The 15116-nt window shown below is 37.9% G+C and carries 14 protein-coding genes and 1 pseudogene; 3 read left to right on the top strand and 12 right to left on the bottom strand.

Features of this window, described 5'->3' with window-relative positions; translation table 11 throughout:
• Positions 1-75 precede the first annotated feature (75 nt).
• The 8 genes and pseudogenes from ACQ33O_RS06115 to ACQ33O_RS06080 all read right to left on the bottom strand — a co-directional run bounded on the left by ACQ33O_RS06115 (position 76) and on the right by ACQ33O_RS06080 (position 9619).
• A complete protein-coding gene (locus ACQ33O_RS06115) occupies positions 76-1413 on the bottom strand; it encodes an NAD(P)-dependent oxidoreductase (protein WP_430994678.1) in 1338 nt (445 codons plus the stop codon).
• A gap of 130 nt (positions 1414-1543) precedes the next feature.
• On the bottom strand, positions 1544-2410 hold the full coding sequence (locus tag ACQ33O_RS06110) for a nitrilase-related carbon-nitrogen hydrolase (protein WP_430994677.1): 867 nt from the start codon (positions 2408-2410) through the stop codon (positions 1544-1546).
• Positions 2411-2561: 151 nt separating this feature from the next.
• The gene (locus ACQ33O_RS06105; protein ID WP_430994676.1) at positions 2562-3146 is read right to left on the bottom strand and encodes a TMEM175 family protein; all 585 of its coding nucleotides are present in this window, start codon (positions 3144-3146) and stop codon (positions 2562-2564) included.
• 90 nt (positions 3147-3236) lie between these two features.
• Entirely contained in the window at positions 3237-4616 is a 1380-nt protein-coding gene (gene hydA, locus ACQ33O_RS06100; RefSeq protein WP_430994675.1) for a dihydropyrimidinase, read from the bottom strand.
• A gap of 29 nt (positions 4617-4645) precedes the next feature.
• Complete coding sequence (locus ACQ33O_RS06095) at positions 4646-6073, bottom strand: NCS1 family nucleobase:cation symporter-1 (RefSeq protein WP_430994674.1); 1428 nt, start codon at positions 6071-6073, stop codon at positions 4646-4648.
• 71 nt (positions 6074-6144) lie between these two features.
• Positions 6145-6504, bottom strand: a pseudogene (locus tag ACQ33O_RS06090) (GxxExxY protein); the annotation flags it as partial.
• Between the two features lie 127 nt (positions 6505-6631).
• Positions 6632-7975, bottom strand: a complete 1344-nt coding sequence (locus ACQ33O_RS06085) for an aminotransferase class III-fold pyridoxal phosphate-dependent enzyme (protein ID WP_430994673.1) — start codon at positions 7973-7975, stop codon at positions 6632-6634.
• A 186-nt stretch (positions 7976-8161) separates the two neighbouring features.
• Positions 8162-9619 (bottom strand): CoA-acylating methylmalonate-semialdehyde dehydrogenase, encoded by a 1458-nt coding sequence (locus ACQ33O_RS06080; RefSeq protein WP_430994672.1) that lies wholly within the window; start codon positions 9617-9619, stop codon positions 8162-8164.
• Between the two features lie 125 nt (positions 9620-9744).
• Between ACQ33O_RS06080 and ACQ33O_RS06075 the strand changes: the two genes are divergently transcribed.
• Positions 9745-10218, top strand: coding sequence for an Lrp/AsnC family transcriptional regulator (locus ACQ33O_RS06075; RefSeq protein ID WP_430994671.1), 474 nt, complete (start codon positions 9745-9747; stop codon positions 10216-10218).
• A gap of 111 nt (positions 10219-10329) precedes the next feature.
• A complete protein-coding gene (locus ACQ33O_RS06070) occupies positions 10330-11718 on the top strand; it encodes a S8 family peptidase (protein ID WP_430994670.1) in 1389 nt (462 codons plus the stop codon).
• A 136-nt stretch (positions 11719-11854) separates the two neighbouring features.
• Here ACQ33O_RS06070 and ACQ33O_RS06065 read toward each other — a convergent pair whose 3' ends face one another.
• From ACQ33O_RS06065 to rpsF, 4 genes are all read right to left on the bottom strand, one after another.
• Entirely contained in the window at positions 11855-12250 is a 396-nt protein-coding gene (locus tag ACQ33O_RS06065; RefSeq protein ID WP_430994669.1) for an RNA recognition motif domain-containing protein, read from the bottom strand.
• 343 nt (positions 12251-12593) lie between these two features.
• The gene (gene rplI, locus ACQ33O_RS06060; RefSeq protein ID WP_430994668.1) at positions 12594-13040 is read right to left on the bottom strand and encodes a 50S ribosomal protein L9; all 447 of its coding nucleotides are present in this window, start codon (positions 13038-13040) and stop codon (positions 12594-12596) included.
• Between the two features lie 74 nt (positions 13041-13114).
• On the bottom strand, positions 13115-13378 hold the full coding sequence (gene rpsR / locus ACQ33O_RS06055; RefSeq protein ID WP_430994667.1) for a 30S ribosomal protein S18: 264 nt from the start codon (positions 13376-13378) through the stop codon (positions 13115-13117).
• A 2-nt stretch (positions 13379-13380) separates the two neighbouring features.
• Positions 13381-13734, bottom strand: coding sequence for a 30S ribosomal protein S6 (gene rpsF / locus ACQ33O_RS06050; RefSeq protein WP_430994666.1), 354 nt, complete (start codon positions 13732-13734; stop codon positions 13381-13383).
• A 439-nt stretch (positions 13735-14173) separates the two neighbouring features.
• On the opposite strand from rpsF, the gene ACQ33O_RS06045 reads away from it, so the two are divergent.
• Entirely contained in the window at positions 14174-15079 is a 906-nt protein-coding gene (locus ACQ33O_RS06045; RefSeq protein ID WP_430994665.1) for a hypothetical protein, read from the top strand.
• The last annotated feature ends 37 nt before the right edge of the window (positions 15080-15116 follow it).

The raw sequence follows: 15116 nt of genomic DNA, 5'->3' as shown, positions 1-15116 counted from the left end.
ATTATTTTCATCGAAATTTAAAAATATTTAAATAAAATTATTCTCTTTGAATAACTCCCCTTTGGGGGATGGGGGCTATAACCCAAGATGTTTAATGATCGCTGCTGCACCATCTTTACCCGCTTGAACCGCATCCACCACTTCTTTACCACCATTCACACAATCACCACCTGCAAATACACCGGCAACGCTTGACACAGCTTTATCACTTACTGTTACTTTACCGCCTTTGTTATCTATGCCGCTATTTTTAATTAGCTCTTCGAAAGGCATTTGTCCTGCAGCTTTAATCACCATATCAACTGCTAAAGAAAAAATTTCGCCGGTATCAACAGGGCTTCTTCTACCGCTTGCATCAGGTTCTCCTAATTTCATTACACTGCAAACAATTTCATTCACTTTACCATCACCTTTGATTTCTTTAGGAGCTGCCAACCAGATCACCTGACAGCCATCTAATTTAGCAATATCCAATTCAACATCAGTACAAGGTTTTTCAGCTTCGGTACGACGATACAACATGGTTACTTCTTTCGCACCTAAACGTTTTGCTTGTGTTGCAGCATCAATCGCTGTCATACCCATACCAATTACTGCAACTTTATCTCCCACAGGTATTTTGCTATAATCATTGCTACGAAGATTGTAGATAAATGAGATGGCATCTTCAACACCTTCTAAATGTTCCCCGGGAATTTCTAACTGACGAGCTAAACCAACACCAATCGCCAGATACACTGCATCGTATTGTTTTTGCAGATCAGCTAATTGAATATCTTTTCCTAATTCTTGTTTATATTTTATTTCAATTCCACCGATGCCTAAGATATAGTCTACTTCTTCTTCACAAAATCCCGGTGTTACTTTATAAGCAGCAATACCGTAGGTCATCAACCCGCCGCCTTTTGCTTCTTTTTCGTAAACAGTTACATCTATGCCTTCACGTGATAATACATGAGCGCAACTTAAACCTGCAGGACCGGCACCAATCACCGCCACTTTTTTACCATTGCTTGGTTTGCGATCAAATAATTGCCAGTTATTTTTCATAGCAATTTCTGTACTGTAACGTTGCAGTTTAGCAATCGGTATAACAGCTTCGTGTTCTACAAAATTATACACACAAGCACCTTCGCATAATTTTTCTACCGGACAAACTTTACTGCAGCTTGCTCCCATAATATTACTCGACAAAATTGTATGCGCTGACCCCTTAATATTTTCAGTGGTTATCTGCTTAATAAATTTAGGAACATTGATGCCCGTCGGGCAACTTTTTGTACATGGTGCATCGTAGCAAAATAAGCAACGGTTAGCATCAACTAATGCAGCAGTGTATGAATCAAACGGCGGATGAATGTCGCTGAAATTCTCTGCATACTGCTCGGGTGTTAAACGGTTGTTTTTTATCATAACGTAAATTTTTGCCCCGTCCCCTAAAGGGGAGTGATGGAGCGCTTATAATTAATATCCTTTTCTATTTTTCATTTTACAGCTTCGCCAAAATTATTCTCTTCAAATAACCCCCCTTTAGGGGATGGGGTTAAAGCTTTACAATTTCACCGTAAGTCTCGGGTCTTCTGTCTCTGAAGAATTGCCATTTACTTCTAACCTGTTCTATCAGATCCAAATCAAATTCAGCAACGATCAATTCATCTTTATCTTCCGATCCGCAAGCAATGATTTCTCCAAGCGGGTTTACAAAATACGAATTCCCATAAAACTTTCCGTGATTCCACGGAGCTTCTGTACCAACACGATTGATGCATCCCCAGAAATTGCCATTAGCCACTGCATGTGCAGGCTGCTCTAACTTCCACAAATATTGCGATTGACCAACTGTTGTTGCAGAAGGATTGTAAACGATCTCAGCACCATTCAATCCCAAACATCTTGCACCATCAGGAAAGTGACGATCGTAACAAATGTACACGCCAATTTTTGCATACTTCGTTTGAAAAACAGGATAACCTAAATTACCTGGCTTGAAGAAAAATTTCTCCCAAAAACCACCGGTATGGGGTATGTGATTTTTTCTATACTTGCCTAAATAAGTTCCATCAGCATCGATCACCGCAGCAGAATTATACAACACACCTGCTTGTTCTTTTTCATAGATCGGAACAATGATCACCATATTGTACTTCTTTGCATATTCCTGCATACGCTCTGTTGTAGGACCAGGAATCGTTTCAGCACTTGCATACCATTTAGCATCTTGCCCCGGACAGAAATATGGCGTATTGAAAATTTCCTGAAAACAAAGTATTTGAACGCCTTGTCTGCCGGCCTCTTCAATCAATGGAATATGTTTTTGCACCATTGCTTCCATAATTTCGGGAATGGTTCCTTCTCCTTCCGTCATTGGAAGCGACACTTGAATTAATCCTGATTTAATAATTCTTGGCATAATTTATTTTTTGCCCCCGTCCCCTAAAGGGGTGACTGGAAGATTATGTTTTACAATTTTATGTTACCAACTTTAGTTTTTCATGGCATCATCATGGAGTTTATCCTGATGAAAGAAGGATCACTCACTTCTGCTTTCAAAACTTTATTCATCATTTTTTCTCTATCACTTTTGCAATACTACTTTCCGGTATCAGCCACATGATCGAAACAGCTAAAAACAAACAACCTGATATCACCGGATTTACAAACAACGCAACCGGTATCGCTAGTGAATACAAAATGATTGATGCAAACGCTTTAAACTTTCTTCTTCCTAAAGTTGACTTAAACTCTGGCGATTCATCGTAATGCTTAATTATTTGTTTTTCCAGTATTGTATATGACGCTCCGCAAAACAAAGCCAACACTGCATAAGCTGCAACCGTAATTCTTTCAAAATGATTTTCTCCCATCCATGCTGTTGCAAAAGGTATAAGAGATAACCAAAACAACAAATTCATATTAGCCCACATAATTCCCGGTGTCACTCTCTTTACTGTGTGAACCAAATGATGATGGTTTCCCCAATAAATTGCAACAAATAAAAAACTCAACCCGTAGCAAATAAATTTCGGTACCAAAGGTTTTACTTCAACCCAACTCGTTCCTTCCGGTGCCCTCATTTCCAAAACCATTATCGTGATAATGATCGCTATAACTCCATCACTGAATGCTTCTAGTCTTGTTTTATTCATCTGCTCTCGATTTGGAGATTTGATGATTTGGAGATTTGGAAATGAACTTTCAAATTATAAAACTCTGCTCATCTTCAAATTTTCAAATCATCAAATTATTTGACTTACTTTATTACGTTTTATAAATTGTCCGTATCCTTTTGGAACTTTACAATCATTATTATCGATCGCAACCTGTCCTCTTAATAGAACAGTTTTTACTTTACCTGTTAATTCCCATCCTTCATAACCACTGTAATCAACATTCATGTGGTGAGTCTTTGCAGACAACGTATGCTTTTCTTTCGGATCAAAAATTACTATATCAGCATCGCTACCAACTGCAATCGTTCCTTTGCGTGGGAACATACCGAATATTTTTGCAGCATTTGTACTTGCAACTTCTACATATTTATTCAATGTGATTTTCCCTTTAGCAACACCTTCGCTGAATAATAATTCCATTCTGTTTTCTATTGCAGGATGCCCGTTCGGTATTTTGCTAAAATCATCTTTGCCCATTAATTTTTGTTCCCACATAAACGGACAATGATCTGTTGCTACCACATTCACAATGCCTTGATTGATGCCTGCCCACAACGTAGCCTGGTCTTTCTTCTCTCTCAATGGTGGACTCATCACCCATTTAGCACCATCTTCCTGTTCGTATAATGAAGCGTCAATAATTAAATATTGTATGCAAGTTTCTACAAACATTTTCTGATTACGACGGGTTGCATTACGCACTGCGTTCAAAGCCCCTTCGCAAGTCAGGTGAACTATATAACCCGGACAACCGGTATAACTTGCCATATCCACAAAACGTTCGCTTGCTTCTGCTTCAGTTATTTCTGGTTGCGATAAATAATGATATAACGGAGACAATTTACCTTCGCTTCTGTGTTTCTGAACAAGGTAATCGATCATATCGCCATTGGTAGCATGAACATTTATCAAACCACCATTCGCTTTCACTTCTTCCATCAAACCAATCATCTGTCTGTCATCGATCATCAACGCACCTTTATACGCCATAAAGGTTTTGAAAGAGGTGATGCCATGTTGTTCGATGAAAGTTTTTATTTCCTTTTTAGTTTCATCATTAAAATCAGTCACAGCCATATGAAAACTATAATCACCCACAGCAGTACCATTGGCTCTGCCATTCCATTCGTCTAATGCCGACTGTAAGCTTTTACCTTGTGTTTGTAAGATGAAATCTATAACGGTTGTAGTGCCGCCATATAATGCAGCTCTTGTACCTGTCTCGTAACTATCGCTGCTGAATGTACCCATGAAAGGCATATCCAGATGCACATGCGGATCAATACCACCAGGCATTACTAATTTGCCGGCAGCATCGATTTCTTTATCCGCTTTCACCGATAAATTTTTCCCTATGGCAGAAATGGTTTCACCTTCGATGAAAATATCCGCAACATAATCATCTGTTGCTGTAACAATTCTTCCGTTCTTTATTAATACTGACATATTTTTTTTTGAGTATTAAATTTAGCGAATTATTTCTTTCTCATCAACAGTAAATAAACAATTCCGCTAACAAAAAATCCTACGAACCATGCATAACTATATAAATGAGAAATCCATTCTGGAAAAGCTGTAGCAGATATAACTTTTATCTGCAATAAAAACCCAGGCACATTTGGTAAAATACCTACCAACAAAGCTATCACTGCATTTCGATTAAACCCACTTGAAAAACTGTATCTGCCTTTTGGATTATAGAGATCATCAACATCTAATTGTTGCTTTTTTATAAAATAATAATCAGCGATCATGATGCCACCTATTGGACCCAATAAACTTGAGTAACCAACCAACCATGTAAAAATATATCCGCTTGGATCTTCCGCTAATTTCCATGGGAAGATGAGCAAACCTATAATGCCGGTAATAAAACCACCCATTGTAAAATTGATCTTCTTGGGTGCAAGGTTTGCAAAATCATTTGCAGGACTAACAATATTTGCTGCAATATTTGTTGCTAAGGTAGATATGGCAATAGCGATCATTGCAAAACTTACCACTACTTTACTTTCAAATTTTCCGGCAAGCACAACAGGATCCCAAATAGTTGTACCGAATACAATTGTAGTTGCAGAAGTTACAACGACACCAACAAAAGCAAAGAACGTCATTGATGTTGGTAAGCCTAATGCCTGTCCGTTTATTTGCGCTTTCTGACTTTTTGCATAACGTGTAAAGTCAGGAATATTTAAAGAGAGTGTTGCCCAAAAGCCAACCATGCCTGTCAATGCAGGAAAAAAAAATTTGAAGAAAGAACCTGTGTCTGCGAATCTTGAAGGTTGACTTAAAATTGCACCCAAGCCATCTGCCGCTGAAATTGCCCATAACAATAATGCTAATGCCGCTAATGGTAAAAAGAAAGCTTTGAATACTAATAATTTTCTAATGCTTTCTACCCCAAGGTAAACGACCAACATATTCAAAGCCCAGAAAGCAAGGAAACATGCAAATGGAACAGCATGCGGAAATGCGCCACTGATCAAAGTCTCAGACATTGATGGAAACCACACTCTTATTAAATAGTAAATTGCTTTACCTCCGATCCATGTTTGAATACCGAACCAACCGCAGGCAACAATTGCTCTTAGTATTGCAGGAATATTTGCTCCGCTTGTTCCAAAACTTGCTCTAGCTAAAACAGGAAATGGTATTCCGTACTTAGCGCCTGCATGGCCATTCAAGATCATGGGAATTAAAACGATCGTATTTGCAATGAAAATTGTGAGGATGGATTGCCACCAATTCATTCCTCCTTCAATCAGGGAACTTGCCAACATATAAGTTGGAATACATAAGCTCATGCTTATCCATAACGCCGCATAATTCCACGTGCCCCATTTACGCTCGTTAGGTAAAACAGGTGCCAGGTCTTCGTTGTATAAAGAAGATGATTCTATCATTTTTTTTGGAACACGGATGACACGGATAGAACGGATTAAAATGGATCTTTCATTTTAATATTTCTATTGTATCACAGCAGTAGTTTTTTATCGTTGTCAAATATTTTTCTGCGTATTTCTGGTTTCTTTCCAAAATTTAAAAGTAATCCAACTTCCCTATCCGTTGCTTTTAAATAATTCACCAGTTGGTTTTCATGTTCCACTAATAAACATTCATGCGCCTTTAATTCAAGAATCACTAAATCATCTACAACTAAATCCGCATAATACTCCCCGATATTCTTACTAAAATAATAAACTTTAATTTGTTTTTGTCTTTCAACAATTAATCCGGCTTCAACCAATTCATAAAACAAAGCGTTTTGATAAACCTTTTCTAAAAAGCCAAAACCCAAAGTATTGTAAACTTTATAAAATGCCTTTATGATTTTCTCAGTTAATTCTTCGTGTTACATATCGGATTTTTTTGTCGAACACGGATGACACGGACTAGATAGATGTTCACGGATTTTTATAAATAGACCAGTGTTGATCCATCCAATCCGTGTCATCCGTGTTCTAAATCACAGCTTCATCAGCAATTGCAATTGCCTCAGAAATTATTGCTAACCCTTCGTCAATTTGCTCTTTAGTAACGGTCAACGGTGGCGCACAAAATATGAAGCCCCAACGTACAAACGTATACATGCCTAACTCTTTAATTTTTGCAGCTACTTTATTCATCACCGCCATCTCATCAGGCTTTGCATTGAATGGAGCCATTGGTTCTTTGGTTGTTCTGTTCTTCACTAATTCAATACAACCTAATAATCCTGTATTTCTAAAATCGCCTATTGAAGGATGTTTTGCTTTTAATTTTTCAACCTGCTGCTCCATGTATTTACCCATGTTTCTTGCATTTTCTATCAGGTTATCTTCTTCGTAAATTTTTAGAGTTTCTAATGCAGCAGCACAACAAACAGGGTGTGCAGAATACGTTAAACCTAATGCTAACATTTGATCATCATACTTAGCAGCAATTTTATCGCTTACCTGTAAACAACCGAATGGCAAATAACCGCAGGTCATTCCTTTCGCCATTGCGATCATATCCGGAACAATACCATGATTTTGGAAACCAAACCATTGACCAGTTCTACCAAAGCCACTCATTACTTCATCCATGATCATTAAAATGCCGTTCTTCTGAGTAATTTCTCTTACAGCCTTTAAATATCCTTTTGGATATTGTAAACAACCTGAAGTTCCGGACTCACCTTCTAACACAACAGCAGCAATATTTCCAGGACCTTCATATGCAATCATACGTTCGAATTGTGCAACGGCTTCTTTTAATAAATTTTCTTCGCCATACTCCCAACGATATAAATTAGGCAGATCGAAGTGTACAAAGTTTGGAGCTTGTTGTGAATCAACAGGTAATTTACGAGGATCGCCTCCTGCGGAAATAACACCCATTGTAGCTCCATGATAAGATTGATAACGGGTTAATATTTTATGTTTGCCCGTGTATAGTCTTGCTAATTTAATTCCGTTTTCTATTGATGTTGCTCCACATAAAGTAAAGAAAGATTTATTCAGATCACCCGGACAGATCTCTGCTAATTTCTTTCCTAATTCTCCACGAACTTTTGTAACACACGATGGTGTAACATAAGAAACCTCTTGCATTTGCCTTACAACGGCTTCGGTTATACGCTGATTACCATGACCAATATTCATGTTGATCAATCCGCTGGAAAAATCGATATACTTTTTTCCATCGTAATCATATAAATAAACGCCTTCTGCTCTTTCTACTGCTATTGGGTTATGACCTTTTTGTTTGCTCCAGCTAAACAAAGTATAGTCCATACTGTTTTGAACTATTTCAGCTGTTTCTGATAATGTTTGAGTGCTCATGTTACTAGTTATTATGTTACAAGTTAAATGTTCAATATTGGTATGCGGTACAAGTGAGTGACACAACGATGATGCCATGAAAAACCAATGCTAGCTAGTCAGCCAAAAATTATACACTTACCACTTTTACTATGATTCGATTCTCTAATAAACTAACAACCTAAGTCCCCCTTTAGAGGACAGGGGTTAGCTCATCCAGTTCACCCCAGCTTCCGGGTTCCATTTAGTAGTTGATTTTTTCAACTTGGTCCAGAATTCAATAGAACTTTTACCGGTGATATCACCAACACCAAATTTACTTTCGTTCCATCCACCGAAACTGAATGGTTCACGAGGCACAGGCACACCTACATTAACGCCGATCATTCCAGCACTTGCATGATCCATTACATATCTTGCAGCAGCGCCACTTTGTGTAAACACCGCAGCAGCATTACCATAAGGATTGGCGTTTTCAATTTTTAACGCTTCTTCCAAGGTATTTGCACGCATGATACTGATAACCGGACCAAATATCTCTTCGGTTGCAACGCTCATATCCGGTGTTACATGATCGATTACGGTAGGACCTACATAAGAGCCTTTTTCTTTTCCTTCAACAACAGCGTTTCTTCCATCCACTAATATCTTAGCGCCTTGTTTTTCTGCTTCGCCGATGTATTGTTCAATTCTTTCCTGAGATGCTTTATTGATAACTGCTCCAAGGTTTTTACCTGGAATAATTTTTCTTGCTTCTTCACAAATTTTATTGATGATCTCATCTACATTACCAACACCCACCATAGCACTTGCTGCCATACAACGCTGACCTGCACAACCAGACATACTTGCAACAACATTTGTTGCAGTCATATCAACTTTTGCATCAGGTAAAACCATTAAGTGATTTTTTGCACCACCTAGTGCCAAACAACGTTTAAGGTTATTCGTTGCTCTTTGATAAACGATCTTCGCAATTTTTGTACTTCCAACAAATGATACTGCTTCAATATCCGGATGATCGCAAATTGCATTTACAATTTCAACATCACCATGAACAATATTAAATACACCATCAGGCAAGCCTGCTTCTTTTAATAATTCCGCAATTCTTCCGCAGCTTAAAGGCACTTTTTCTGAGGGCTTCATGATCATGCAATTACCCAATGCTATTGCATTCGGTAATGTCCAGTTAGGAACCATGCTTGGAAAATTGAATGGAACAATAGAAGCAACTACACCCAAAGGCACATGTTCTGTTCTACACTCAACACCTCTGCTCACTTCTAATATTTCACCTTGTACTAATTGCGGTAATGATGTTGCAAACTCTGTTAACTCAATGCATTTTTCTATTTCAGCAACAGATTCACTACACGTTTTTCCGTTCTCTTCGCTGCACAACTCTGCTAACTCTTTTAAGTTTTTTTCTAATAGTGTTTTATACTTAAAAAATACTTGCACTCTATCTTTGATGGGAGTTTTACTCCATATTGGGAATGCCTTTTTTGCAGCATTTACAGCTTCGTTTAGATCAGTAGTTGAACTCATCGGAACGGTAGATAAAAGCGTACCGTCGACAGGAGAAATAACATCTAATTTTTTATCTGTGCTTACTTTTGTTATCTTTCCGCCGATAAAATTTTGGATGGCTGGATATTTCATTCGTTTTTTGTTTTAATAAATAAAAATAATGTAGAAAATCTTGTAAAAATTAAAAATAATACATTTTTATCAAATATTATAGCATTTTTTTTACTTTTAATAAAAAAAATTTATACTTTACGCACATGGAAAAAAATGACACCCCTAAATTAGATGACTTAGACTTTGCAATTTTGTCCTATTTGCAGCAGGACGGAAGAATGTCTTTTACTGTAATTGCCGAAAAATTAAAGGTTTCGATAGGTACCATTAGGACAAGATTTAATAAGTTGATCGAGGACGGGACCATTAATATTGTTGGCCGTGTGAACCCTGAAAACGTTGGTTTTCATGCCTATGCACATATTGCGGTTTTTGTAAGACCAGCTAGTCTAAACGAAAAAATAGCTCAAAAAATATTAAAAATGCCGGAAGTGAGTTTTCTTGCTATGACTTCCGGTGATTATGATCTTGAAGTAGATGTTATGTGCCGTGACAATGATCATTTGGTTAGATTTATCGATGATCTTGCGAAAATCGAAGGGGTTCATCAAACCAAAACCACCATGTACTTTAAGGTGTATAAATATGCTCAGCCTGATTTAGGTCTACTGAAATAAATAGCCAATCAACTCCTCCTGTCTTCTAAAGACGTTTCACCTCGGTTTATAAAAAATGATATAGTATTTCATTTTTTTAAATATTATATTTACTTTCTAAACTGAATCATCATGAAACTACTGTTAAGTAACTTCTTCAACAGCGATAAAGTTGTTGCGATTGCTCTTTTGCTATTATTTACCGGATGTAAAAAAGATCTCTCAGAAAATAATTCAATAGTTGCTTCAGCAAACCGTCCGACGACACCGGCTGATGTACGAGCACACATTCCCAATGAACTTATTGTAAAATTTAAACCGGGAGCGAATGCTCCGGGACGTGCCAATGCATTGGCAAATGTTAGCGGACAGGTTGCCGAAAAAATTTTAACCAAAGCAATGTTACGTGCCGGCGACAATGAAGGCATTTTCATTGTACATACTCCATTGGATGTATTGCAGGCAGTGAGTAAACTGCGTGGCTTTGGAGAAATAGAATTTGCCGAACCTAATTATGTTTATACTTATGACGCGGCTTCAACGGATCCATATTTTACTAACGGCTCTCTTTGGGGAATGAGTTCGACAAATATTTATGGTAGTCAGGCTGCAACTGCATGGGCTGCCGGACATACAGGTTCAGCAACTGTTGCTGTTGGCATCATCGATGAAGGCATACAATACAATCATCCCGACCTTAACGGTCAGGTATGGACGAACCCATTTGATCCGGTTGATGGAATTGACAATGATGGCAATGGATATAAAGATGATACCCATGGTTGGGATTTTGCCAATAACGATAACAGCATATATGATGGCGGTAATGCCGGCAAACTGGATGATCACGGAACACATGTATCGGGAACGATCGGAGCAAAAGCAAATACAGTAGGCGTTGCTGGTATGAACTGGAATATCACTATCATCTCTGCAAAATTCTTAGGTCGCAGCGGAGGTACAACAGCTAATGCTATTAAAGCGGTTGATTATTTAACGGATTTAAAAACTCGTCATGGAATTAATATTGTTGCAAGTAATAACTCCTGGGGTGGCGGCGGATTTTCATCGGCCTTATCGCAAGCAATTGACAGAGCCAATACAGCAGATATTCTATTCGTTGCGGCAGCCGGAAATGGAGGAAGTGATGGAGTAGGCGACAATAATGATGCTGTGGCAAATTATCCATCTAATTATACGCAGAGCAATGTACTTGCAGTGGCAGCTATTACTTCATCGGGGACTAAATCATCTTTTTCAAATTACGGAGCAACAACGGTAGATATCGGAGCCCCCGGTAGCGCTATTTATTCTACAACTGCATATAATTTATATGAATCGTATAGTGGAACATCAATGGCAACACCACATGTAACGGGTGCTGTAGCATTGTATAAATCAACGCACCCAACTGCAACTGCAGCGCAAATTAAAGCAGCCATCTTAAGTAGTGCCAGTCCTACACCGTCCTTAAACGGTAAATGTGTAAGCAACGGAAGATTGAATGTAAGTGGGTTTTAAAGCAGCGGCAAGTTTCAAGTTTCAAGGGACAAGCAAAAAAGCTACAACCTGTATGCTTTTCCCTTGTAGCTTGAAGCCTAAAATAAAAAAGTCCTCCACAATAGTGAAGGACTTTTTTTATGAAAAGAGTTGTTGATTAATAATCTCTGTCTCTTCCACCGCCGCCGTAGCCGCCTCTGCTGCCACCGCCGCCGTAACCTCCGCCGCCTCTGTTTCCACCGCCGCCGTAGCCGCCTCTGCTGCCACCGCCGCCGCCACCGAAGCTGCGTTTTTTGAATCCGCTTCCTTCAGGACGAGGTTGAGATTCGTTAACGATCAATTTACGACCTTGTACTTCTGTTTCGTTCAGGTTAGAGATAGCAGTTTTAGCTGCTTCATCATCTTCCATTTCAACAAAACCGAATCCTTTAGAACGGCCGTTCATTTTGTCTTTCAAAATTTTAGCACTTGTAACGCTGCCAAATTGAGTAAAGAGATTCAATAAATCGTCATCAGTCATAGACCAACTAAGATTTCCAACATAAATGTTCATTGTAAAAAACGTTTAAAAAATTAAATAAAAAACTTAATGACTTAGTGAACTACAATGAACTGAATCTACTTTGAAAAGCGTTCTGTCAGCCAAATTCGAAATACTAAAACCATTAGAGCAACACAAATGTAGGGTTTTATTTAATAAAAGCAACGATTTTGGAGAAAATTTCATATAGGGGGAAGCTGCAAGTCATAAGCACCCAAAGCTTCTAGCCACAAGCCGCAAGGGACAAGCAAAATTGCTTCAAACACTATGCTTCTCACTTGTAGCTACTCCCCTTGAGGCTCGAAAACAAAAGTGCCCCGAATATCTCCGGGGCACTCAAAAATATAAGGGGTGCTTACTCAGCTACTACTTCAAAATCAACTTCGGTTTCGTTACCGTTACTGAAATCAATTTTAGCTTTGAAGCTTCCTAATTCTTTAACTTCATCGATGATGCTGATACGACGACGATCAATTTCATAGCCTTTTTGTTCTCTGATTGCACGTGCAATTTGAACGGAAGTTACGCTACCGAAAATTTTACCACTTGTACCTGTTTTAGCACCAATTTTAAGTGGGCTACTTTGTAAAGTTGCAATTACGCTATTGATCTCAGCCAATAATTTAGCTTCTTTCTTAGCTTGTTGCTTCTTTTTTTCTTCCATCATTTTTACGTTAGAAGGACTAGCTTCTACAGCAAATTTTTGAGGAATTAAGTAGTTACGACCGTAACCGTTTTTCACAGTTACTAGTTCGTTAATACCACCCAAATTGTTTACATCTTGTATTAATATTACCTGCATGATTTTTGCATTTTTACCCAACCGCATTTTACTGCAGCTTTCTCTATTTAAAGGTTAGGGTGGTTAAGAAAATTTTATTTCATTAAATCCGTAACGTACGGTAAAATAGCCATTTGACGGGCTTTTTTCACTGCATCGCTTACTTTACGTTGAAACTTCAAAGAGTTTCCGCTAAGACGGCGAGGTAATAATTTACCTTGTTCGTTCAAGAATTTTTTCAAGAAATCGGCATCTTTATAATCAATATAATGAATGCCCATTTTTTTAAAGCGACAATATTTTTTCGGACGCTTATCAGCTTTAATAGCTGTTAGATATTTTATTTCATTCTTTGCCATAATTATGCTTCTGCTTTTTCAGGTTTAGAATGTACGCCACTTCTCTTTTTAGTGTTGTACTCAACGGCGTATTTGTCGAGTGCAGTGTACATGTGACGCATAACTGATTCGTCACGTAAAAGTTGAGTTTTCAACTTTTCATTGAAGTCGGATGGCGCTTTATACTCCATTACCCAATATAAACCAGTGGTTTTTTTGGCAATGGGATAGGCCAGTGATTTCAGTCCCCATGGGTTACTGTGCAACACTTCACCTCCGTTATCGCTAACTAAGGCAGCAAATTTCTTTTGAGCAGCTTTGAACTCCTCTTCAGAAAGCACAGGGGTAAAAATCACCATCAATTCGTAATTGTTCATTTCCCTTGTTTTGTTTTAAAAAAATTGTTTATCCCGCCACCTTTATGGTTTTGGGGCTGCGAAGGTAAGGCATTTAATTGAGAATTGGAAGGATAAAAGGGATAATTTTTGGGGCTTTAAGCATTGGAATCACTTATTAAGCATTGGTTCCGCCTACCCCGCTTATTGCAGGGGGGCTATCACTGCAAGTTCTCCCCCGCCGATGGCGGGATCCGGTTTTTCGCTCTATCGGCATCTTGTGGGTAATTAATTATATATCAACGTATTAAACAAGTCAAAATCAAATTCTGATAACTTATGTTTTTTGTATTGCCGCACTTCTGGCAATTGAAAAACGTTAGTTTACAAAATTATAATCAACTGATATTTAACGGTTTATTTTCATGAAAAGTACAACCTTTCGCATATATTTGAGATATGTGCAATTAAATAGACCCTTATGAGCGGTGCTCTTCAACCTGACTTCAGACAAGGAAATAGGTCTGAATATTTAGCCCAATACTTGCTATCTTATCTTGGAACAACTGTTTGTGTACCAAGGCAGGAGGATGTAGGTATAGACTTTAACTGTGCCATTTCAGTGAATAATGGACACATTGAAGAAATTAAAGAACAGTTTCACGTCCAAATAAAATCAAACATCACTGATGACATTGAGTTTGGCGAAGTTGTAAAAACAGGAAAAGATAAAAAGGTAAGATGGAAGAATTATGAATTAGAATGGCTTTTTAATCTTGATAATCCCCTTTTTGTCGGCATTATCAATAAAGACGATGAAAGTTTGGAATTGTATTCTACTTCTTTTATGTGGTTTAATTATTGGAACCGAAAATTCTTAACAATTAAATTTCTGCCAAATACCCCTAATGGAGATATGGAGGAAATTCATGCCATGGCAGACATTGATATTTCGGAATGGGCAAGTGAATTGGAAACAGAAGTACCAAAAGTAAAGACTGTTGTTCCGATGGGACCTCCGGTTATTAAATTAACAAAAGACAATGTCAGACAAGGAGACTTCATTATTCAATTAAAAAGGTTGTGTAGGTTGGCTATTCAATTAGAACAAGCCAATATCACATATAAAAAGTTGAGACTTCCATATTTTAATTGGCTCCACAAAATTTCTACCAACAATCATTTTGTTGGAGGATATTTTTATGCTATCGACAAAGTTTTAAATGAAGAACAAAGACTTTATCAATCATTGACTCCTATTCTAATTTCCCTAGCACTATTGTACAAACATACAACCGACCCTAGATTTGATACAATAATGAATTCTCTTAAATTAGTCCCATTGGAATTTATTCCTCCAGAAGTGAGAGACACTTTGGGTCTTTAGAATTGTAGGAATAAAAGCTCAATAAAGCAATACCGCA

The sequence above is a fragment of the Ferruginibacter sp. SUN002 genome (assembly GCF_050611725.1).
Classification (GTDB): Bacteria; Bacteroidota; Bacteroidia; order Chitinophagales; family Chitinophagaceae; genus Ferruginibacter.
Note: the sequence above shows the minus strand (reverse complement) of the source record. Positions and strands in the feature narration are given on the sequence as shown.